Annotated in this window: 21 protein-coding genes and 2 pseudogenes; 5 read left to right on the top strand and 18 right to left on the bottom strand. The window is 67.3% G+C overall.

Annotated elements, in window-relative coordinates:
* Window positions 1-43: 43 nt before the first annotated feature.
* The 10 genes and pseudogenes from ACFJGT_RS03085 to ACFJGT_RS03040 form a co-directional block, all read right to left on the bottom strand.
* Window positions 44-697, bottom strand: coding sequence for an MBL fold metallo-hydrolase (locus ACFJGT_RS03085; RefSeq protein WP_377845749.1), 654 nt, complete (start codon window positions 695-697; stop codon window positions 44-46).
* Between the two features lie 30 nt (window positions 698-727).
* Window positions 728-1051 carry a hypothetical protein gene (locus ACFJGT_RS03080; RefSeq protein ID WP_377845747.1) on the bottom strand — a complete coding sequence of 108 codons (324 nt, stop codon included), beginning with the start codon at window positions 1049-1051 and terminating at the stop codon, window positions 728-730.
* A complete protein-coding gene (locus ACFJGT_RS03075; protein WP_377845745.1) occupies window positions 1048-2664 on the bottom strand; it encodes a fumarate hydratase in 1617 nt (538 codons plus the stop codon). The genes ACFJGT_RS03080 and ACFJGT_RS03075 overlap by 4 nt, the downstream gene beginning before the upstream one ends.
* Before the next feature lie 120 nt (window positions 2665-2784).
* Window positions 2785-3246: a PTS IIA-like nitrogen regulatory protein PtsN gene (gene ptsN, locus ACFJGT_RS03070; protein WP_377845743.1), complete on the bottom strand. Its 462-nt coding sequence runs from the start codon at window positions 3244-3246 to the stop codon at window positions 2785-2787.
* Between the two features lie 85 nt (window positions 3247-3331).
* A complete protein-coding gene (gene hpf / locus ACFJGT_RS03065; RefSeq protein ID WP_377845740.1) occupies window positions 3332-3916 on the bottom strand; it encodes a ribosome hibernation-promoting factor, HPF/YfiA family in 585 nt (194 codons plus the stop codon).
* 130 nt (window positions 3917-4046) lie between these two features.
* Window positions 4047-5575, bottom strand: a pseudogene (gene rpoN, locus ACFJGT_RS03060) (RNA polymerase factor sigma-54).
* 157 nt (window positions 5576-5732) lie between these two features.
* Window positions 5733-6587, bottom strand: a complete 855-nt coding sequence (gene lptB, locus ACFJGT_RS03055) for an LPS export ABC transporter ATP-binding protein (RefSeq protein ID WP_377845737.1) — start codon at window positions 6585-6587, stop codon at window positions 5733-5735.
* Window positions 6588-6624: 37 nt separating this feature from the next.
* The gene (locus tag ACFJGT_RS03050) at window positions 6625-7308 is read right to left on the bottom strand and encodes an LptA/OstA family protein (protein ID WP_377845735.1); all 684 of its coding nucleotides are present in this window, start codon (window positions 7306-7308) and stop codon (window positions 6625-6627) included.
* 19 nt (window positions 7309-7327) lie between these two features.
* On the bottom strand, window positions 7328-8104 hold the full coding sequence (gene lptC / locus ACFJGT_RS03045) for an LPS export ABC transporter periplasmic protein LptC (protein ID WP_377845733.1): 777 nt from the start codon (window positions 8102-8104) through the stop codon (window positions 7328-7330).
* 158 nt (window positions 8105-8262) lie between these two features.
* A complete protein-coding gene (locus ACFJGT_RS03040) occupies window positions 8263-8877 on the bottom strand; it encodes a ribonuclease D (protein WP_377845731.1) in 615 nt (204 codons plus the stop codon).
* Between the two features lie 235 nt (window positions 8878-9112).
* Between ACFJGT_RS03040 and ACFJGT_RS03035 the strand changes: the two genes are divergently transcribed.
* From ACFJGT_RS03035 to ACFJGT_RS03025, 3 genes are all read left to right on the top strand, one after another.
* A complete protein-coding gene (locus ACFJGT_RS03035) occupies window positions 9113-9541 on the top strand; it encodes a hypothetical protein (protein ID WP_377845729.1) in 429 nt (142 codons plus the stop codon).
* A complete protein-coding gene (dapE, locus tag ACFJGT_RS03030) occupies window positions 9538-10749 on the top strand; it encodes a succinyl-diaminopimelate desuccinylase (protein WP_377845727.1) in 1212 nt (403 codons plus the stop codon). The genes ACFJGT_RS03035 and dapE overlap by 4 nt, the downstream gene beginning before the upstream one ends.
* A 69-nt stretch (window positions 10750-10818) precedes the next feature.
* Window positions 10819-11403, top strand: coding sequence for a hypothetical protein (locus tag ACFJGT_RS03025; protein ID WP_377845725.1), 585 nt, complete (start codon window positions 10819-10821; stop codon window positions 11401-11403).
* A 13-nt stretch (window positions 11404-11416) separates the two neighbouring features.
* Here the strand turns inward: ACFJGT_RS03025 and truA are convergent, their stop codons facing one another.
* The 3 genes from truA to def form a co-directional block, all read right to left on the bottom strand.
* A complete protein-coding gene (truA, locus tag ACFJGT_RS03020; protein ID WP_377845723.1) occupies window positions 11417-12169 on the bottom strand; it encodes a tRNA pseudouridine(38-40) synthase TruA in 753 nt (250 codons plus the stop codon).
* A complete protein-coding gene (gene fmt / locus ACFJGT_RS03015; RefSeq protein WP_377845721.1) occupies window positions 12169-13098 on the bottom strand; it encodes a methionyl-tRNA formyltransferase in 930 nt (309 codons plus the stop codon). Before fmt ends, truA begins: the two co-directional genes overlap by 1 nt.
* Window positions 13099-13285: 187 nt before the next feature.
* Window positions 13286-13822, bottom strand: a complete 537-nt coding sequence (def, locus tag ACFJGT_RS03010; protein ID WP_377845719.1) for a peptide deformylase — start codon at window positions 13820-13822, stop codon at window positions 13286-13288.
* A 114-nt stretch (window positions 13823-13936) separates the two neighbouring features.
* On the opposite strand from def, the gene ACFJGT_RS03005 reads away from it, so the two are divergent.
* The gene (locus tag ACFJGT_RS03005; protein ID WP_377845717.1) at window positions 13937-15121 is read left to right on the top strand and encodes a DNA recombination protein RmuC; all 1185 of its coding nucleotides are present in this window, start codon (window positions 13937-13939) and stop codon (window positions 15119-15121) included.
* Window positions 15122-15688: 567 nt separating this feature from the next.
* Complete coding sequence (locus ACFJGT_RS03000) at window positions 15689-17500, top strand: methyl-accepting chemotaxis protein (RefSeq protein WP_377845714.1); 1812 nt, start codon at window positions 15689-15691, stop codon at window positions 17498-17500.
* A gap of 178 nt (window positions 17501-17678) precedes the next feature.
* Here the strand turns inward: ACFJGT_RS03000 and ACFJGT_RS02995 are convergent.
* The 5 genes and pseudogenes from ACFJGT_RS02995 to ACFJGT_RS02975 form a co-directional block, all read right to left on the bottom strand.
* A pseudogene (locus ACFJGT_RS02995) lies at window positions 17679-18195 on the bottom strand (OsmC family protein).
* A 98-nt stretch (window positions 18196-18293) separates the two neighbouring features.
* Window positions 18294-19004: an ATP-binding cassette domain-containing protein gene (locus ACFJGT_RS02990; RefSeq protein WP_377845712.1), complete on the bottom strand. Its 711-nt coding sequence runs from the start codon at window positions 19002-19004 to the stop codon at window positions 18294-18296.
* A 160-nt stretch (window positions 19005-19164) separates the two neighbouring features.
* A complete protein-coding gene (locus ACFJGT_RS02985) occupies window positions 19165-19947 on the bottom strand; it encodes an ABC transporter ATP-binding protein (protein WP_377845710.1) in 783 nt (260 codons plus the stop codon).
* Between the two features lie 15 nt (window positions 19948-19962).
* On the bottom strand, window positions 19963-20793 hold the full coding sequence (locus tag ACFJGT_RS02980; protein WP_377845708.1) for an ABC transporter permease: 831 nt from the start codon (window positions 20791-20793) through the stop codon (window positions 19963-19965).
* A gap of 17 nt (window positions 20794-20810) precedes the next feature.
* A complete protein-coding gene (locus ACFJGT_RS02975) occupies window positions 20811-21773 on the bottom strand; it encodes an aliphatic sulfonate ABC transporter substrate-binding protein (RefSeq protein ID WP_377845705.1) in 963 nt (320 codons plus the stop codon).
* Window positions 21774-21798: the final 25 nt, after the last annotated feature.

Below are 21798 nucleotides of genomic sequence, written 5' to 3'. Positions count from 1 at the left end.
TGGATGCTCGCCACAAGGGCGAGCATGACGCGGGGGCTTTCTCTCAACCCTGCAGGAACGGGTTGTTCTGCCGCTCCTCGCCAAGCGTGCTCGCCGGGCCGTGACCGGGCAGGAACTGGACGTCGTCACCGAGCGGCAGCAGCTTGGTCTTGATGCCCGAGATCAGAGCCTCATGGTCGCCATACGGGAAATCGGTGCGGCCGACTGAGCCGGCGAAGACGGTATCGCCCGCCAGCAGGAAGCGCAGGTCCTTCTGGAAGAACGTGACATGCCCGGGCGAATGGCCGGGCACATGCGCGACCGCGAAGGTCAGGTCACCGAGCGAGACGGTGTCGCCCTCCTTCAGCCACTGCGTCGGTGTGACCGCCTTCATCCCGAGGATGTCGAAGCGCAGGCCCTGCTCCGGCAAGGCGTCGAGCAGGGGCTTGTCGCCCTCATGCGGCCCGATGATCGGGATCGACAGCGCCTGCGCCAGTTCGGTCGCACCGCCGGCATGATCGAGATGGCCGTGCGTCAGCCAGATCGCGACCGGCGTGACACCGAGCTCCTTCAGGGCACCCAGGATCTGCGGCACGTCGCCGCCGGGGTCGACGATAGCTGCCTCGTTGGATTTGGGCTCCCAGACGATCGCGCAGTTCTGCTGGAATGGCGTCACCGGCACGATGGCGATCTGGAGCGGCGGCTGCTGGTCGGTCATGAGAGGCCTTTCGACGATCTGGGAAGGCTTCTAGCGCCCGCCGCAGCGATTGGCGATCAGCGCGCGGTAGTTCACGAGATCACCATCCATCTCCGCGACATTGCGCTCGCGCTCCGCTCCGCTCTGGCAGGTCGCGAAAACGGTGCGGGCCTTCTGGAGATAGCCGACATGCTCGCGCCAGGTCCGGCATTGCGTCGCCTGGTCGGCGCTCCCCACGGCCGCAAGCCGCGTCTGCTGCAGGCGGAAACCGGCTTCGTTCTGGAAGAGATCACGCGAGCAGGTCGCCGGGCGCGGCTGCTGGGCCAGCGCCGGAGCGGCCAGCAGCAGCGCCGCGACAGTCAGAGCGAACCTCATCCGAGGTTCAACTCCTTGAAGAAGTCGTTGCCCTTGTCGTCGATGACGATGAAGGCCGGGAAATCCTCGACCTCGATCCGCCAGACCGCTTCCATGCCGAGCTCGGGATATTCGAGAACCTCGACCTTGCGGATGCAATCCTGCGCGAGACGCGCCGCCGGGCCGCCGATCGAGCCGAGATAGAAGCCGCCATGGGCCTTGCAGGCCTCGCGCACCGCCGCCGAGCGGTTGCCCTTGGCCAGCATCACCATCGAGCCACCGAAGGACTGGAACTGGTCGACGAAGGAATCCATGCGGCCGGCCGTGGTCGGGCCGAAGGAGCCCGAGGCGAAGCCCTCCGGCGTCTTGGCGGGACCGGCATAGTAGACCGGGTGGTTCTTGAAATAGTCGGGCATGCCCTCGCCGCGCTCCAGCCGCTCGCGGATCTTGGCATGGGCGAGGTCGCGGGCAACGACGATCGTGCCGGTCAGCGAGAGGCGCGTCTTGACCGGGTGCCGCGACAGCGTGGCGAGTATCTCACTCATCGGCTGGTTGAGGTCGATCCTGACGACATCGCCCCCAAGCTTGGCCTCGTCGACATCAGGCAGGTATTTGGACGGATCGGTCTCCAGCGCCTCCAGGAAGATGCCGTCTTTGGTGATCTTGCCCTTTGCCTGACGATCAGCCGAGCAGGACACGCCGAGCCCGATCGGCAGCGAGGCGCCGTGGCGCGGCAGGCGGATGACGCGCACATCGTGGCAGAAATACTTGCCGCCGAACTGCGCGCCGACGCCGAGCGCCTGCGTCATCTTATGGACCTCTTCCTCCATCTCGATGTCGCGGAAGGCGTGGCCCGAAGGCGAGCCCTTCGTCGGCAGCGCGTCGAGATATTTGGTCGAGGCGAGCTTGACCGTCTTGAGGTTCTGCTCGGCCGAGGTGCCGCCGATGACGATGGCGAGGTGATAGGGCGGGCAGGCTGCGGTGCCGAGCGTCAGAATCTTCTCCTTCAGGAACGCCATCATGCGGTCCTTGGTCAGGAGCGAGGGGGTCGCTTGGTAGAGGAAGGTCTTGTTGGCCGAGCCGCCGCCCTTGCAGACGAAGAGGAACTTATAGGCGTCCTCGCCCTCGGCATAGATGTCGATCTGCGCCGGCAGGTTGGTCGCGGTGTTCTTCTCCTCGAACATCGAGAGCGGCGCGAGCTGCGAATAGCGCAGGTTGCGCTTGAAATAGGCGTCCGCGACGCCCTCCCCCAGCGCGGCCTCGTCCTCGCCATCGGTCCAGACCTTGCGGCCCTTCTTGCCCATGATGATGGCCGTGCCGGTGTCCTGGCACATCGGCAGCACGCCGCCGGCCGCGATATTGGCGTTCTTCAGCAGGTCATAGGCGACGAACTTGTCGTTCGAGGTCGCCTCGGGATCATCCAGTATCTTGCCGAGCTGGGCGAGATGGCCGGGGCGCAGCAGATGATTGATGTCGATGAAGGCCTGCTCGGAGAGCTGGCGGATCGCCTCACGCGAGACGCTCAGGACCTCGCGATCGCCGATCTTCTCGACGCTGACGCCTTCGCTGCCGAGCTTGCGATAGGGCGTCGTATCCTCGCCGAGCGGGAAGAGATCGACATGCGTATAGGCCATGACCAGCGGCTCCGAAACAAGCTGCGCCGCGATCAGGACATGGAAAGACGCGACGCCGATCCAGCCGGCGTCATAGCCCGTCGGCCGGCATCGTCCAAGCAGTCTTTAGTGCGTTTAAGTCTAGGCCGCCTGCGCGGCCGATTCGGCGAGGATCGCGTAGATCGCAGAGGGATCGCGGACCTTGCGGACCTGTTCGAGAACGGACTGGTTGCGCAGCACGCGCGCGACGCGGGCGAGCGCCTTGAGATGGTCGGCGCCTGCACCCTCGGGCGCGATCAGCACGAAGATGATGTCGACCGGCTGGCCGTCGAGCGCGTCGAAATCGATCGGCTTCTCGGTGCGGGCGAAGAGCCCGACGAGACGATCGATGCCCGGCATCCGGCCGTGCGGGATCGCGATGCCATCACCGATGCCGGTCGAGCCGAGGCGCTCGCGCTGGAGCAAGGCTTCGAACAACTCGCGATCGGGCAGGCCCGTCAGCGTGGCGGCATGCTGGGCAAGCTCCTGCAGAGCCTGCTTCTTGCCGTTGGCCCGCAGCGGCGAAATCACCGCGGCGGGGCTCAGAAGATCGGTCAGCGTCATTCGCCCGTCCATGCATGTCCCATGCCGGCTGAAATGCCGTCGGCATGGGTCAGGTTCGACGGCCGGAGCGGAAAGCCCGCCGGCCTCAGGACAACGATGCCGGTGGGTCGATCCAGCCGATATTGCCGTCGCCGCGGCGATATACGATGTTCATGCGGCCATTGCCAGCGTGCCGGAAGACGACGACCGGCGCGCCGGTCAGATCGAGCTCGGCCACGGCGTCGCTCACCGTCCTGACATGCAGGGATTTGGTCGATTCCGCGACGATCACCGGGTTGTCACCGGCCGCAACCCCATCGAAATCCTCGACATCGTCATCGGGGGCCGCGATCACATAGCTGGGGATTTCGATTCCGACATCGCGGCCATTGGCACTCGAACGGTCTTTCAACCGTCGCTTGTAGCGTCGCAGCCGCTTTTCGATGCGTTCAGCCATCTTGTCGAGGCTGGCATAGGGATCGTGGGCGGTGGCGGAGGCTTCCAGCGTGATCCCGGAGGAGAGGTGCAGGACACCGTCGGTCCGGAAGGCGGAGCCGTCCTTGTCGACCGTGACATGGCCCTGATAGCCACCCTCGTAATATTTGCTGACCGCCGCAGCGACCCGCTCCTCGGCCTGGCCGCGAAGGGCCTCGCCGACATCGAGATTCTTGCCGGAGATTCGCAAGCTCATGGAGTGCTTCCCCTTGGTTTAGCCATGGCCGTGTTCGGCCATCCCTGGGAGCTAAGAACCGGGAGTCGGGGTTGTCAATGAGCCCCGGCAATCATGGCGCGCATGCGCAGGGCCTTTGGAACAAATTCGCCTAACGTTCACCCGCCGCCATGGCGACCTTCTCCCGCCGCCGCTCCATCGAGGACGGGATTCTCGGGATTCGCGGTATTTCGCCACAGTGCGCCGGGCGATATCGATGCCGCCGTCCTTCAGACGGGTCACGATGGCATCGTCCGAGAGAACGGCCGAGGGGCTCTCGTCGTCGATCATCTGCTTGATCCGGAAGCGCACGGCCTCGGCCGAATGCGCCTCGCCATAGCCGGTGGCGGCGATCGCAGCCGAGAAAAAATATTTCATTTCGAAGACCCCGCGCGAGCAGGTCAGGTATTTGTTCGACGTGACGCGCGAGACGGTTGATTCGTGCATGCCGATGGCGTCTGCCACGGTCTTGAGGTTGAGCGGGCGCAGATGCTCGACGCCATGGGCGAAGAAGCCGTCCTGCTGGCGCACGATCTCGCTCGCGACCTTCAGGATCGTCCGGGCGCGCTGCTCCAGCGAGCGGGTCAGCCAGTTCGCCGTCTGCAGGCATTCGGCGATGAAGGCCTTGTCCGCGTCGTTGCGGGCCGCCCTGGACACGCGCGCATGATAGGTCTGGTTGACGAGCAGCCGCGGCAAGGTGTCGGGGTTGAGGTCGATCAGCCAGGAGCCGTCCGGCGCGGCGCGGATGAAGACATCCGGCACCACGGTCTCCGCGGCCGAGCCGCCGAAGGCGCGACCGGGCTTGGGGTCGAGACGGCGGATCTCCCCGACCATGTCGGCGATATCCTCGTCGTCGACGCCGCAGATGCGCTTCAGCGCGGCGAAATCACGCTTGGCGACGAGGTGCAGGTTCGCGACCAATGCCTGCATGGCCGGGTCGAAGCGGTTGCGATCGCGCAGCTGGATGGCGAGGCATTCAGCGACATCGCGGGCCGCAACACCTGACGGATCGAAGCTCTGGACGACGCGCAGCACCGCCTCGACCCTGTCGATGGCGATGCCGAGGCGCTCGGCTATCTCAGCGAGAGGCTCGCCAAGATAGCCGCTGTCATCGACCGCATCGATGATGTGGCGGCCGATGATGCGCTCGGCCGGCTCGATGACGGAGAGATCGAGCTGCGCGACCAGATGATCGTGCAGCGAGAGATCCGCCGTCAGGCTGCTCTCGAAGCCCTCGGGATCGCCGTCGAAGGAGCCGCCCGTCGCGCCATAGGCCCCGCCGACGATCGGCAGGCTGTCGGCGCCGTTCGCCTCGCTGCGCGCCGCCGTCGGCTGTTCGTTCTGGAAGACATTGTCGAGGCCGGTGCCGAGCCTGCCCTCCATGCCCTCCTGCGTGTGCAGGCTCTCGGCCCTGGCGAAGCTCTCGGCATCGGCGGCGTGGTGGCTGTCGGCATCATCGGGTCGCGCCGGCAGTTCGGCGGCCTCGTCGCGCTCCAGCAAAGGATTGCGCTCAAGCTCGCCCTCGACGAAGTTCTGGAGTTCGAGATGCGAGAGCTGCAGGAGCTTGATCGCCTGCAGCAGCTGCGGCGTCATCACCAGGGACTGCCCCTGGCGCAGCTCCATGCGTGGCATCATCGCCATACGCGAAAGGCCCTTCCCGCTCGCGCACCATCGGCACGCTTCTTGCTTGCGAAAGGGACACTAGCGCCGGCTCATCGCCGCGTCAAAGGCTCAGCCATGCCCGCGGACAGAAAAATGTTGCGCCGCAACAAACCTCCGCCGCGGCGACCAGCGCAGCTTAAAGGCGGAAATCCTCGCCGAGATAGACGCGCCGGACGTCCGGGTTGGCAATGATCTCGGCCGGGGAACCTTCGGTCAGCACCCGCCCGGAATGGATGATATAGGCGCGATCGACGAGGCCGAGCGTCTCGCGGACATTGTGGTCCGTGATCAGCACGCCGATGCCGCGATCGGTGAGCTGCCGCACCAGCGCCTGGATGTCGCCGACCGCGATCGGATCGATGCCGGCGAAGGGCTCGTCGAGCAGGACGAAGGAGGGCTTTCCTGCCAACGCGCGCGCGATCTCGCAGCGCCGCCGCTCGCCGCCCGAGAGCGCAATCGAAGGCGCCTTGCGCAGGCGCGCGATGGTGAACTCCTCGAGCAGCTGGTCGAGCTGGCGCTCACGCGCCTTGCGATCGGGCTCGACCACTTCCAGCACCGAGCGGATATTGTCCTCAACCGACAGGCCGCGGAAGATCGAGGCCTCCTGCGGGAGATAGCCGATGCCGAGGCGCGCGCGCTGGTACATCGGCAAGGCGGTGATGTCGTTGCCTTCGAGTGAGATGATGCCGGCATCGGCGGCGACGAGGCCGGTGATCATATAGAAGATCGTGGTCTTGCCGGCGCCGTTGGGGCCGAGCAGCCCGACCGCCTCGCCCTGGCGCAGGTGGAGGCTTGCATCCGAGACGACGGCGCGCCCGCCATAGCTCTTGCGCAGGCCCTCGACCGCGAGGATACCTGGGCCGCCGAGCCCGGCGACCGTGCCCGGCATCTGCCGGGCCTTCTCCCGGCCCTGGCTGCCGAAGAGCCCGCGGAGCCGGCCGAAAACCCCCGGCTGCGGCAGAGACGGGGCCGGCCGCGCCGGGGCAGCCATGGGACGAGGCGCTTCGGAAACAGTCACTGCGGCACGATCAGTTGGTGGGCTTCGGAGCCGGCTTTGCGCCTGGCTTGCCGGCATCGGCCTTGCTGGCGTCGTTCGGCACGAACAAGCCCTGCACGCGCCCGCCTTCGACATTGGCGACGCCGGTGACCGTATCGTAGACCAGCTTCTGGCCGCGCGTGACGTTGGGCCCGTCGTTCAGCGCGACGTTGCCGGTCATGATGACGAGGTTGCGAGCCCGGTCGAACTCGGCATTGTCGGAGGTCGCGGCCTGCGTCTTCGAGACCACGGTCACCGGGCCCTTGCACAGGATGCGCTTGATCGAGCTGTCATTGCTCTGACCGCCCGCGCCCGCTGCTGCAGGAGCCGGGGTCGGCGCCGGAGCCGGCGTCGCCGGGCGACCGGCGGTTCCGCCCGGGCCGCCGCGACCTTCGTACAGAACGGTCATCACCGTGCAACGGACCGTCGTCTCGCCCTGCACGGCCACGACATTGCCCGAGAAGACCGCCTTGTTCTCCTTGTCGAGCACATCGAGCTTGTCGGCGTCGATCTTGATCGGTTCCTTGCTGTCACCGCCGAGGCCGCCCAGCGCCGAGGAGGCGCCCCGTGCCTTGGCCGGGGCGGCCTGCGCAAAGGCCTCCTGCGGCGCGCCGAGCAGCGCGAAGCCGGCGGCGAGAAGCAGCGCGGCGTCGCGGGCATGCGCAAAACGAAGCATCTGGCCAGTCCTGATCATGTCACTGTCTCTTCCCGTTACCAGCATCGTCAGCCGGCACTGCATCTGCGGGGGGAACCCGATTCGCGTTCAGCAGTTCCAGCATCGGCTTGCTGCCCTCGCGTTCGGGGCCGGCGAGCGTACCTGCCGGCGCGTTACGGATAAAGACCCGCACCCGCCCCTCGAAAGCGATCAACTCGCCATTGTTCTTCACGTCAAGTGTGTCGGCATCGACGGTGGTTTCGCCGAGGCTGACCTTGACCGGTTCCTTCGAGACCACCGTGCCGGATTTGAAGTCGACATCGGCGGTCTTCATCTGCATGTCGTGGCCGTTCTCGGTGCGGATCTTGACGTCGTCGACGAGGCGCAGCTTCTCCTTCTGCGTATCGAACAGACCCGTCTTCGCGTTCACCGTCACCCAGCCCTCCCGCTCCATCTGGATGCGTGCCGTCAGCGTCTGGAGTTCGACCTGCGTCGGGTTGCGGATCTCCTGGAAGGCGTTCTCGGCGGTGACCTGATAGGGCCGGTTGTCCTTCCGGTATCCGGAGAGCTTCGGCGTCTCCATCCTGACCTTGCCGCCGGTGATGCCGACCGAGCTGATCGAGACATTGGCGAGCTTGCCGCCGAGGGGCGACAGGAAGGGAATCACGACAAGCGCCAGCACCAGGGCCACGGCGGCGACGGGAATCACGCGGCGCAGGAGATGCACCAGCCGCGTGTGACGCCGTGCCGCGCCGAAGGCCGCACGCCGGCGCAGCGCCTGCGCGGACAGCCCCGCCGCCGGGTCGTTAAAGGTCATCGCCAAAGTCATGCCCCGCGCAATGGCAGCCGCTCACGGCATTTTCGTGTCACAGGACAGGCCACATCGCGCCCCCGCGCGGCTCGTCCAGGGAGGCTCGAGCCCATGCCCGCGCGCTCCACCCGCGCGCAGACTGACGCAAGAAGCCTTAGAAATTGTCAAGTGTGGGCGAAGATATCGGTCTCGTCCCAGCCCGCGAGATCGAGCTCGGCACGATACGGCAGGAACTGGAAACAGGCCTGGGCGAGATGTCGGCGCCCCTCGCGCGCCAGCATCGTCTCCAGCTTCTCGTGCAGCGCATGGAGATGCAGGACGTCGGAAGCGGCGTAGGCGAGCTGGGCTTCGCTCAGCGTGTCCGCGCCCCAGTCGGACGACTGCTGCTGCTTCGACAGATCGACGCCAAGCAGTTCGCGAACGAGGTCCTTGAGCCCATGCCGGTCGGTATAGGTGCGGGTCAGCTTCGAGGCGATCTTGGTGCAGTAGACCGGCGTGGTGACCACGCCGAAAGCATGCTTGAGCACGGCGACGTCGAACCGGGCGAAGTGGAAGAGCTTCAGCACCGCCGGATCCTCCAACAGGCGGATCAGGTTCTTCGGCCGCTCGCCGTCCTTCGGGATCTGCACGACATCGGCGGTGCCGTCGCCGCGCGACAACTGGACGACGCAGAGCCGGTCGCGATGCGGGTTGAGGCCGAGCGTCTCGGTGTCGATCGCGACGCTCGATCCGGCGTCATAGCCGTCCGGCAGGTCGCCGCGATGGAAACGGATGGTCATGCTCGAAACCTCACTCGGGCCGCGCGAACGCGCCCTTCGACTGCACTTCACGGAAACGGGAAACGACAGGCCGCGCGCCGTTGGCGCCGCGCATTTCGCAGCTAACGGCCAGCCCCGCCCCGTTCAAGCCCTTTCTGCGCCGAGATAAACTCTTAGGCGCCGCGTTAACCCTTTATTCACCATAGGCTTCAACCCGGCGGCCCGCCATGCGACAACAGTCGCTGGAGTTCGCCCGATGTCCCTGGTCCGCCTTTTCAGCGATTTCGAAGGCCGCATCGGCTTGCGGACCTTCTGGCTCGGCAGCATCGCGGTCGCGCTGACGCTGCTCGCCATCGAGCGCACCCTGCCTCTCCTGGTGGATCGTCACGCCACGATCACGACCATCGCCTTCCTCAAGGCCTTCGCCCTGTTTCCCTGGGCCGCGCTCGCGGCGAAGCGTGCCAATGACCGCGGCAGCACGCCGCTGTTCGGCATCCTGCTGATCTGCGCGATCGTGCTGCCGGACCATCTGAGACCCCTCATCTCGATCGGCTGGCGCCCATCGCTGGAAGCGATCGCGACCATGGCCTGGGTCGTCGCCTTCATCGATCTCGGCCTGATGCCTTCGGCCGTGCATCGGAGTGGGGTTGCGGCTGCGCCTGCGGGTGCTAAAGCGGCGGAATGAGCGCCGCACCGACCTCCTCCGCCCCTGCCCTGCCCTTCGACCCGACCGATCCGGTGGCCCTGACACAGGCGCTGGTGCGCTGCCCCTCGGTGACCCCAGAGGAAGGCGGCGCACTTGCACTGCTCGCCGCCGTGCTGACGGCAGAAGGCTACGACGTGCATCGCCCTGTCTTCAGCGAGCCGTGCACGCCCGATGTCGAGAACCTCTATGCGCGCATCGGCGACACCGCTCCCGTCTTCGTGATCGCCGGTCACACGGACGTCGTGCCCGTCGGCGATGCGGCGGCCTGGACGCGCGAGCCCTTCGGCGGTGCGATCGAGAACGGCGCGCTCTACGGGCGCGGCGCCTGCGACATGAAGGGCGGGCTCGCAGCCATGGTCTCAGCCGCGATCCGCTACCGGCGCGGCAATCCGGATGCTCCCGGCTCGATCGCCTTCCTGGTCACCGGCGACGAGGAAGGCCCCTCCGTCAACGGGACGGTCAAGCTGCTCGCCTGGGCGCATGAGCGCGGCGAGCGCTTCGACCATTGCATCCTCGGCGAGCCGACCAATCCGGCTGCGATGAGCGACATGATCAAGATCGGCCGGCGGGGCTCGCTGACCGGCAAACTGACCGTGCAGGGCACGCAGGGCCATGTCGGCTATCCCCATCTCGCCGACAACCCGATCCGCGGCATGGTGCGCCTGCTCGCCGCCCTCGACGCTACGCCGCTCGACGGCGGGACCACGCATTTCGACCCGAGCAACCTCGAAGTCACGACGCTCGACGTCGGCAACCCCGCGACGAACGTCATCCCGGCGCAGGCGAAAGCGGCCTTCAATATCCGCTTCAACGACACCTGGACGCCGGAGACGCTCGCAGCCGAGCTAGAACGGCGCCTGCGCGAGGCGGCCGGCAACCAGGTGCGCTATACGCTTGAGGTGCAGCCGACCAATGCCGTCGCCTTCCTGACCCAGCCCGGCCCCTTCGTGGCGATCGTCGCTGACGCCATCGAGACCGAGACCGGCAAACGCCCTGCGCTCTCGACCACGGGCGGCACTTCCGATGCGCGCTTCATCAAGGATTATTGCCCCGTCGTCGAATACGGCGTCGTCGGCAAGACGATGCATCAGATCGACGAATGCGTCGCCGTCGCGGACCTCGTATCGCTCGAGCGGATCACACATCGTTTGCTCGCCAGCTATTTCGCGGCGCAGCGCCAGGCTTGACGGGCTGGAACCACGGCTCAATTATCGCGATTAGACGAAAGTCTAAGATCGCAGATGATGGAGACCGTGATGAGGCTGGCAGCCGATGACGTCGCGCGTTCGCTGCGCGGCTCCTGGCACCTGATGACCCGCGGCGCCGAGGCCCTGCCCGAGCTCGACCTGACGCGGGACGGGTTCTGGCGCTCCTTCCTCGCCTTCGCGCTGATGCTGCCGGCGACCATCGCCATTCTCGCCGCGGTGCGGCTGACCGCCGGCCTGCCGAACAGCGCCGGGCTGTTCACCGCGCCGGCGCTGGCGCTGTCCGTGATCGCCGCGCTCGCCCTGACGATCCTGGCGGTCCCGGCCCTCTTGATCGCATTGCGCCCGGAACTCGTACAAAGCCCGCGCTTCACCAGCTTCGTCATCGCCTGGAACTGGGCCGGCATCGTCTCGGCCAGCCTGATGGCGATTCCCGCGGCTGTCTTCGCGGTCGGCTGGGCACCGCCCGCGCTGGCGATCACGCAGTCGCTCTTCTTCGCCGCGATCGTGCTGCGGCTGCGCTATTGCGTGGCGCGCGCCGTCTTCGGGCCGGAGAGCCGCGGCATCGCCATGACGCTGGTCGTCGCCAGCGTGATGCTCGACTACGGCGTTAGCCGGCTCTTCGGCCTGTTCTGAGGCGCCTTACGCCTCAGCCCGACTGTTCGGCGTAGTCGACGCCAGCGAGATAAAGCCCGCAGGACGGCGCCAAAGCCCCGCATTGCGAGCGGTCGCGCGCGGCCAGCACCTTGCCGAGCTTGTTCTCCGGCCAGCGCCCCATCCCGACCATCTTCAGGCAGCCGACGATCGAACGGACCTGATGATGCAGGAAGGAGCGGGCGTGGACATAGACCACGATCTCGGAGCCTTCGCGGCGGACATCGCAGCGGTCGAGCGTGCGGATCGGGCTGTTGGCCTGGCATTCGGCGGCACGGAAGGTGGTGAAATCGTGCTGGCCGAGCAGCGCCTTGGCGGCGCGGTCCATTGCCTCGTGATCGAGCTTGACCGGCACATGCCAGACCCGGTCGCGATCGAGCGCGGGCTGAGCCCGGCGGTCGAGGATGCGGTAGATGTAATAGCGGCGCCGCGCCGAGATGCGCGCGTCGAAAGTGTCGGGCACGGTCTCGGCGCTGAGGACCGCGACCGGAAGCCGCTTCAGCCGGGCATTGGTCGCGTCGCGCACGACATCGGTGCGCCAGTCCTTGTCGATGTCGACATGGGCGACCTGATGGGTGGCGTGGACGCCGGCATCGGTCCGGCCGGCGCAATGCAGGCGGACGGGATGGCCGCAGAAGGCCTCGACCGCCTCCTCGACGCTCTGCTGGACGGACGGGCCGTTGAGCTGGCGCTGCCAACCCGAGAACGGCGTGCCGTCATATTCGATGACGAGCTTGTAGCGCGGCATCAGAGCTTGCCGCCGGCTCCGAGCCGGGCGCCGCGCAGGAACTCGGCCCCGCTCATTGGAGCCTTGCCGGCGCGCTGGACCTGCAGCAGCTTCACCGCCCCGACCGCGCAGGCAACGGTGCCTTCGTCGTCGAGCAGCGTGCCGGGCTCGGCCGCGCCGCCGGCACGCGCCGTGCGCAGGATCTTGAGCCGTTCCGGCCCCTTGCCGAGATCGATCTCGGCGAAGGCGCCCGGGAAGGGCGAGAGGCCGCGGACGAGGTCATGGACCTGCTGCGCCGGCAGCGCCCAGCTCAGCTTGGCCTCGGCATTGGTGATCTTGCTGGCATAGGTCACGCCCTCGTCCGGCTGTGGCGTGAACTGCAAGCCGCCGCGGCCGAGCGCCGCCAGCGCGCGCACCATCAGGTCGGCACCGAGAGGGCTCAATCGGTCGTGCAATTCGCCGGCTGTCATGTCCGGGCCGATGGCGAGGCTCTCGACCATGGCGACGGGGCCGGTATCGAGGCCGGCTTCCATCTTCATCACGCAGACGCCGCTCTCGGCATCGCCGGCCATGATCGCGCGCTGGATCGGGGCGGCGCCCCGCCAGCGCGGCAGCAGCGAGGCATGGAGGTTCAGGCAGCCGAGCTCGGGCAGATCGAGAATCGCCTGCGGCAGGATCATGCCATAGGCGACGACGACTGCGACATCGGCCTGATGCGAGGCGATGATCTCCGCCTGCTCCGGCGTCCTAAGCGTTGCGGGCGTGAAGACCGGGATGCCGAAGCGTTCGGCGGCGCGATACACCGGCGAGGGCTTCAGTTCGAGGCCGCGACCGGCCTGCGCCGGAGCGCGGGTGTAGCAGGAGACGACCTCATGCCCCTGGCCAACGATCTCGGTCAGCACCGGCACGGCGAAATCCGGCGTGCCCATGAAGATGACGCGCAAACTCATATGCTGAACTTGTCTCCATAGCGGCGGTCATCCCGGGCGACCCGCCGGGTCCGACCTTGGGTCGGCCCGATGGCAGGCTCCGGGGGACCCGGGATCCACTCCGGAACCTCTCCTGCCGGCACTCCGGCATGGATCCCGAATCTGCGCTTCGCTCCGTCCGGGATGACGGGGCGCGGGTTGGAAAACCTCAGGCCGCCGAGCGCTTGGCCGCCTTGGCGAATTTCTTGGTGACGCGCTCGCGCTTCAGGCGCGAGAGATGATCGATGAAAAGCACGCCGTCGAGATGGTCGATCTCGTGCTGCAGGCAGGTGGCGAGCAGACCATCGGCCGCAATCTCCTGCGTCTTGCCGTCGAGATCCAGGTAGCGGACCTTGACCTCGGCGGGGCGCTCGACCTCCTCGTAATATTCGGGAATCGAGAGGCAGCCCTCCTCATAGGCACTGAACTCTTCCGAGGACCAGGTGACCTCCGGATTGATGAAGACCTGCGGCTTCTTCGCTTCCGGCTCCTCGCCCTCCTTCGCCTCGGGCTTCGACAGGTCGATCGTCACGACGCGCAGCGGCACGCCGATCTGGATCGCGGCAAGGCCGATGCCGGGCGCGTCGTACATCGTCTCGAACATGTCCGCGACCAGCGCCTTGATCTCGGGCGTGACGGCCTCGACCGGCTTCGAGACGAGGCGAAGCTGGGCGTCGGGCAGGATGACGAGCGGGCGAACGGACATGGGATTCCAAGAGAAAAGGGCTGTTGAACCGGGGACATAAGCATTTGTGGGAGAGCGGTCAAACTGTTCCGCTTTCGTTCGCAATTCCCCCTCGAATCGGCTAGGCTCCCGCGCATGAACGAGATCGCCTTCACCTTGCTGGAACGCCCGGTGACCTGGGCCGAGGCCGTCATGGGCTTCGGCGCCCTGAGCCTCGTCCTGCTATCGATGGCGGTGATCGTCGGCTGGCGCGGCGGCCGGAGCCGCGCGATCGAGGCCGCGATAGCGACCGAACGCGCCCGCGAGATGGACGACAAGGTCGCGGAGATGAACCGCCAGCAGGCCGAACTCGCCGGCCGGATGCAGTCGATGGCCGAGATTCTCTCGACCCGGCAGGGCGATCTCGCCCGGCTGGTCGCCGACCGCATGGACGGCCTGAGCCACAAGGTCGGGCAAGGGCTGGAGCGGAACGTCCAGCAGACCACCGAGAGCCTCGGCAAGCTGCAGGAGCGGCTGGCGGTGATCGACAGCGCCCAGAAGAACCTGACCGACCTCACATCCGAAGTCGTGACGCTGCGCGACGTGCTTTCCAACAAGCAGGCGCGCGGCGCCTATGGCCAGGGCCGGATGGAGGCGATCATCCGCGACGGCCTGCCCGCCGCCTTCTTCTCCTTCCAGCCGCAGCTCTCGAATGGCAAGCGGCCGGACTGCCTGGTGACGCTACCCGGCGACGGGCGCGGCCTCGTCATCGATGCCAAGTTCCCGCTGGAGAGCTTCACGCTGCTGCGCGAGGCGCGCGGCGACGATGCCAGGAAGGCGGCCGGCCAGCGCGTCCGCAGCGATGTCGGCGTGCATGTGAAGGATATCGCCGAACGCTATTTCCTGCCGGGCGAGACGCAGGACATCGCCCTGCTCTTCGTGCCGTCTGAGTCGATCTATGCCGATCTGCACGAGCATTTCGACGATGTCGTGCAGCGGGCGCACCGCGCCCGGATCATGATCGTCTCGCCCTCTCTGCTGGCGCTGGCGATCCAGCTGATGCAGTCGCTGGTGCGCGATGCACGGATGCGCGAGGAAGCGCAGGTGATCCAGAGCGAGGTCGGCAAATTGCTCGACGATGTGCGCCGTCTTGGCGAGCGCGTCGACAAGCTCGACACGCATTTCCGGCAGGCGCAGGACGATGTCGGCCAGATCAAGACCTCGGCCGGCAAGGTGACGAGCCGCGCCGAGAGGATCGGCGCGCTCGATTTCGACGACGAGAAGAGCGAGCCGAAGCTGCCCTTCGCCAAGGGCCTAGACCTCAAACGCGCCGCCGAGTGACCCCGCGAACGCTTCCGCGCCTCCGGGCCGCCTGAAGCAGATCGCGTGCATGCGAGGGTGGTGCCGAGGCGGCGCTGCCTGGCCCGCCTTGCACAGCCATGCATGGTTGCGCCGGCGCGCCGCGACCTCCCTGTACCCTTGCGGCATTAGAACCGCCTTAAGCATTCTCTGGAAGAACAAGAGGCGCTTCCGAGGCCGAATACGATCGGATTCCGACCTCGGAGCAGTAAAAAGCAAAGATTGCCTACAAATTAGACACCTCGACTACGCCTGCCGCCTCAGCCCCACATCTTGAACGACGTCTTCCCAGAAGGTCCGTCATGACAATGAGCATCAAGACGAAGCTGGCAACCGCGCTGGTTGCCCTGGCATTCTGCGTCCTCGCCACCGGCGCCTGCGGCTACCTGGCGCTGCGGTCGGCGACCGAACGGATCGACAGCGTCGTCCAGAACAACGTCGTCCCAATGGAGCAGTTGCGGATCGTCAGCGACATGTACGCGGTCAATATCGTCGACACCATCTGGAAGGCGCAGAGCAATCAGATCACCTGGACGAATGAGCTCAAGAGTGTTTCAGGAGGCTGGGGGGGCTATCGACCAGAGCTGGAAAGCGTATCTGCCCAGCGTTGGCGATGCCGAGGAGAAACGGCTCGCGGACGAGGCCACGGCCTTGATGAAGAGCGGCAACGTCGCCGTCGCCAAGCTGATCGGCATCCTGAAGGAACGCGACGAAAGCGCGCTGCGCATGTTTGCGACCGACGAGCTCTACAAGGCGATCGACCCGATCACCGCCAAGGTCGGGGAACTGACCACGCTGCAACTGTCGCAGGCGCGCAGCCAGGGCATGGAGGCCCAGTCGATCGCCCACTCCGCCGGTCTCCTCCTGCTGGCCGTCGCCGGTGTCGCCCTGCTGATGGGCGCGCTGGCCCTGGCCTTCGTCATCCGCGGCGTCGTGCGCCCGCTCGGCGGCATGACCGATGCGATGAAGCGCCTTGCGAATGGCGAGCAGGACGTGACCGTGCCCAGCATCGGCCGGCGCGACGAGATCGGCGAGATGGCAGGCGCGCTGCAGATCTTCCAGGAGAATGCCGCACGCGTGCGGGCGCTGGAGGAGCAGGAGCGCGCGGCCGCTGCGGCGCGGCTGGCGCGGGCGCAGTCGATGGAAGCGGTGGTCTCGGATGTCAGCGAGGTCGTCGCGGCTGCGGCTGCGGGCGATTTCTCGGCGCGGCTCCAGATCGACGACAGCGACGAGCAGATGCAGCGGCTGGTGGCCGGCATCAACGAGATCAATCGGGTCGTGGATGGTGCAACGACGGAGTTCGCGGAGATCCTGCAGGGGATCGCGGGCGGCGACCTGACGAACCGGGTCGAGACGGCCTATCGCGGCCGTTTCGCCGATCTCAAGGGCGCGATCAACGAGACGGTGGATCGTCTCTCGGACACCGTCGCGACGATCCAGACGACCGCCGCCGATGTCGGCCTGGCCGCGCGCGAGATCAGCATGGGCGCCGACGACCTGTCGAAGCGCACCGAGGAGCAGGCCTCCTCGTTGGAGCAGACCGCCGCAACGACCGAGGAACTCGCAGCCTCGGTCAAGGCTTCGGCCCAGGCCTCACGCTCGGCAGCGACCGTGGCTGACGAGGCTGCGAGTGCCGCGCGCTCGGGCGGCACCATCGCCGGTGAGGCGGTCGAGGCCATGGCCCGCATCGAGACCGCCTCTCAGAAGATCGCCGATATCATCCGCGTGATCGACGACATCGCCTTCCAGACCAATCTGCTGGCGCTCAACGCGGCGGTCGAGGCGGCGCGTGCCGGTGACGCCGGCAAGGGTTTTGCCGTCGTCGCCTCGGAAGTGCGCACGCTGGCGCAGCGTTCGAGCGAGGCGGCCAAGGACATCTCGACCCTGATCTCCTCGTCCAATGCCGAGGTCGGCGAAGGCGTGAAGCTGGTGCGCAAGGCCGGCGAATCCCTGACCCAGATCCTCGCGGCCTCGCAGAAAGTGGCGGCCACCATCGCCGACATCTCGGCGGCGTCGGGCGAACAGGCCAACGGCATCGACGAGATGAGCCAGGCGGTGGCGCATCTCGACGAGATGACCCAGCAGAACGCCGCCCTGTCGGAACAGAGCGCGGCCTCGGCCAATTCGCTGTCGGGCCGGATCGAGCAGCTCAACACGCTGGTCGCGACCTTCAGGACCAGCCAGGGTGGCGGCGCGGCACGCGCGCCCGTCCCGGCCGCGACGGAGCCGGACCGCCTGCGCCAGCTCGCCGAAGCGGCCTTCCAGCAGTCGCGGCGCCCCGCTGCGACGGAAGCCAGGCCCGCCCCCGCCAAGCGCGCGGCGAATGCCCGCAACGGCAGCACCGGCTGGGAAGAGTTCTAGGCCGGCTTGCCTGTCATTCCGGGGCTTCACGCAGTGAAGAACCCGGAACCCACGACCGGGTGAGCGGCCTGCAACCGGGCATCAGATGTCCCACCCAGTCGTGGGTTCCGGGTTCGCGCCTGCGGCGCGCGCCGGAATGACAAATGGCACGGCTGCTTCAGGCGCCTCCTGACCCCTGTCAGGAGGCGTTGCTGTGCAGGCTCGCCGACAGCTCCGGCTTCACATTCAGCGTCTGGAAGACCACGCAATAGCGCTCGGTGAGCTTGAGCAGCGTGTCGAGCTTGTCCTGCGGCGCATCGCTCTCGACGTCGAAGGTGAGGCGGATCGCCTTGAAGCCGACGGCTGCATCCCTGGCGACGCCGAGCGTGCCGCGGAAGTCGAGATCGCCTTCGGCCCGGACCACGCCCTTCTTCAATTCGATCTCGAGCGCGGTCGCAACCGCCTTGAGCGTCACGCCGGCGCAGGCGACCAGCGCCTCCAGCAGCATGTCGCCGGAGCAGAGTTCCGCCCCCCGAGCCGCCGGTGGCGGGATGCAGGCCGGCAAGCGCGATGGCACGGCCGGTCTCGACCTTGCAGGCGATATGCTGGTCGTCGAGTTCGCCATGGGCCTTGAGCGTGATGACCGCCGCCTCTGGATTGGTCCGGTATTCGTCCTTGAGGGGAGCCTGCAAGGCGCGCAGCGCGGTGACGTCCATGATCGTGTTTCTCCTGAGGCGGCCCGCCGGCTTTTAGAGCATCGGCCCGAAACGTGGCACGCGGTTTTCGGGCAAAGCCGATGCCAAATCAAACAGCTTCAGGCCGCAGCCTCCACCTCCGGCGCGACGGGCCGGGTTTCCTTTTCGAGCGCCCGGCGCAATTCGCGGCGCAGCGTCACGAAGCCGACGGAGCCCTCCTGGCGCGGGCGCGCCAGGAGATTGTCGAGACTGAACGCGATCGGCCCCGCCTCCCGCGGCAGGACGTGGATGCGGTCGGCCAGGCGCAGGGCCTCCTCGACCGAGCCGGTGGCGACGACCACGGCAGGACGCGCCTGCGTACAGAGTTCCGGCAGGAAGGCGCTGAGCCGGGCGCGGGCCTCGGCATCGAGCGCCGCGAAGGGCTCGTCGATCAGCAGCAGACGCGGCCTCACCAGCAGGAGCCGGGCAATGGCAAGCCGCAGCAGCCCTTCCGGCGAGAGCTCGGACGGCCGCTGCTTCGCCTGTCCGGCAAGGCCGAGGCGCACCAGCACATTGGCGATCAGCCCCTCGCGCTCGAACGGCGTCACATGCGGCAGGGCGAAGGCCAGGTTCCCGGTCAGGTCGAGCCAGGCAAAGAAGCGCGGCCGGGCGCAGAGCAGGCCGATCTCAGCGGTCGGGATCGCCCCCTCATCGGTTTTCAGGCCAGCGAAAACGCGCAGAGCCGCGCCCCGCACCTCGGGCGCGCCGAGCAGGGCTATGACCTCGCCGGCCCTGGGGCGCGCCGGAGTAGTCTCGAGAGAGCGGGAGAAATCGTGAAGAGAGGCCGACATCGCTGGCTCCATCCATGGACAAGGCGGAAGGAGCGCTGACGGCATGAGGCCGTCCCGTCGTCCCGCGCTTTAGCTGCATTTGTTTCGCGCCCGCAAGCTGAGGCTCAAATCGGCGCGTATCCTCTTTTAAGGTCCGGTCGTCCGTTTTGTCAAACGTCACTCACCACCACATCCCGGCTGTCTCGGCCGCCTTCTGCTGATGCGGAGCCTCGTCGCGCAGCGAGCGGTCGAGCGCGCGCAACGCCTCGCGCTTCGTCGCCTCGAAGGCCGGCGAGAGCCGGTCGCGCGGGCGGGCGAGCGGGTTGTCGAGCTCGTCGAAGATGCGGCCGGGCTTGGGCTGCATCACGACGATGCGATCGGCCAGCGTCACCGCTTCCTCGACATCATGCGTGACCATGACCACGGTCGGGCGGCTTTCCTGCCAGAGCGCCAGGAGATGGTCGTGCAGGCTCGCCCGCGTCGTTGCGTCGAGCGCCGAGAAGGGCTCGTCCATCAGCAGGAGCTTGGGCCGCGTGACGAGGGCGCGGGCGATGGCGACGCGCTGCTGCTGCCCGCCGGAGAGTTCGCGCGGCCAGCGCTTCTCGTGACCGGCGAGGCCGACGCGGACCAGCGCATTGCTCACCAGCCCTTCCCGCTCCGCGGCAGAGAGATGCGACAGGCCGAAGCCGGCATTCTCGGCGACGCTAAGCCAGGGGAAGAGCCGCGGTTCCTGGAAGATGACGCCGACATCGGCGCGCGGCTCGGCGATCGCCTCGCCCTCGAGGCGGATCGCGCCCTCGCTCGGCCGGTCGAGCCCGGCGACGAGACGCAACAGGGTGGTCTTGCCGCAGCCGGAACCGCCGAGCAGGGCGACGATCTCGCCGCGCCCGACATCGAGCGTGATCGCCGACAGGGCGCGCGTGCCGTCGGCATAGGTCTTGGAGAGCCGGTCGAAACTCAGCATGACGTTATCGCGCCTTCAGAGCTTGTCGCGCGCCGTATCCTGCCAGGCGAGGAAGGGCCGCGTGATGGCGACGAGCAGACCGTCCGCCAGCTTGCCGAGCACGGCGAAGCTGATGATGGCCGCGATGATGGTGCCGGGGCGGCCGAGCTGCTGGCCGTCCACGAGCAGATAGCCCAGCCCCTCGCTCGCCCCCATGATCTCGGCCGCGACCACGAACATGAAGCCGAGGCCGAGGCCGGAGCGCAGCGCGACGATCCAGGCCGGCAGGATCGCCGGCAGAAGGACGCGGCGCACCATGGCGAGGCGCGACAGGCGAAAGACCCGGCCGACCTCGACGATCTTGCGGTCGATGCCCTGGATCGCGGCGGCGACGCCGAGATAGACCGGGAAGAACACGCCGACCGCGATCAGCGCCACCTTCGAGGCCTCGAAGATGCCGAGCCAGAGGATGAAGAGCGGCACCCAGGCGATCGAGGGGATCGCGCGCAGCGCCTGCAAGGTGGGATCGAGCAGGCTGCGGGCGACGGGCAGAGCCCCTGTCACCGCGCCGAGGACCGTGCCAGCGAGCGCGCCGAGGCCGAAGCCGGCAGCGACCCGCCAGAGCGTCGCGCCGGCATGGGTCAACAACTCGCCGGAGGCCGCGAGGCCCCAGAGCGTGCGCCCGACGACGCTGGGCGGCGGCATCAGGCGGCCATTGGCGATGCCGGCCGCGACGAGCCATTCCCAGAGGATGGCCAGCACGACCGGCAGGACGAAGCCGGCAACCGCAAGCCCGTAACCGCGGCGCGGGGCGGCGGGGCGCCGCTCCGGCTCGTCCACGGCTGTTGCGATTTCTAGGACGCTCATCGCCGCGCGCTTGCCTGTCAGTTGGTGGCGGCGAAGCGCCTGTCGATGAGGCTATCGACGGCAGCCTTCACATCGGTCGTGGCCGGCAGCACGCCCGCCTCCTTGAGAGCGAGCCCGGCGGCGGTGATGGTATCGACCTGCGCCCGGCCGATCGCCGAATGGGTCAATTCGGTGCGGGTGAGCTGGCGCTCGATCACCGGCTCGGAGAGCTTGGTGTACTCGACCAGAACCTTCTTGAGCTCGACCGGATTGGCGCGTGCATAGGCGCGAGCCTCCTCGTAGGCCGCCAGCACCTTCTTCACCAAAGCCGGGTTCTCGTTGGCGAAGGCTTCGCGGACATTGAGGATGCCCCAGGTGTTGTCCTCGGCCTTGCGATAGAACAGCTTCGCGCCGCTCTCGACCTCTGCGGCCGCCATCAGCGGATCGAGCCCGGCCCAGGCATCGACGTCGCCGTGCTCCAACGCCAGACGGCCATCGGCATGCTGGAGCAGGACGAGCTTGACGTCCTTTTCGGTCAGCTTGGCATCGGCCAGCGCCCGGACGAGGAAGATATGCGGGTCGGTGCCGCGGGTGACGGCGACGCGCTTGCCCTTGAGATCGGCGACCTTGGCGATCTCGCTCTTGGCGCCGGTGACCAGCGCCGTCCATTCCGGCCGGGAATAGACATAGATCGACTTGATCGGATTGCCGTTGATCTTGCCGATCAGCGCGGCGGCGCCGGCGGTCGAGCCGAAATCGATCGAGCCGGCGTTGAGGAATTCGAGCGCCTTGTTCGATCCGGCGGACAGGACCCAGCGCACCTTGATGCTATCGGCCTCGAGCGCCTTCTCGAGGAGGCCGCGCTCCTTCAGCACGAGGCTGACCGGGTTGTAGGTCGCGTAATCCAGCCGGATTTCCTTGGGCGCCTGCGCGAAGGCCGGCGCGGCGAGGCCGGCGGCGGCGACTAAAGCGAGCGCGAGGCGGCGGGTGATGCTGGTCATGGGCTTATCCCTCTGGCGATGGTGC

It is taken from the genome of Allobosea sp. UC22_33, from assembly GCF_042700715.1.
GTDB lineage: Bacteria > Pseudomonadota > Alphaproteobacteria > Rhizobiales > Beijerinckiaceae > Allobosea.
Note: the sequence above shows the minus strand (reverse complement) of the source record. Positions and strands in the feature narration are given on the sequence as shown.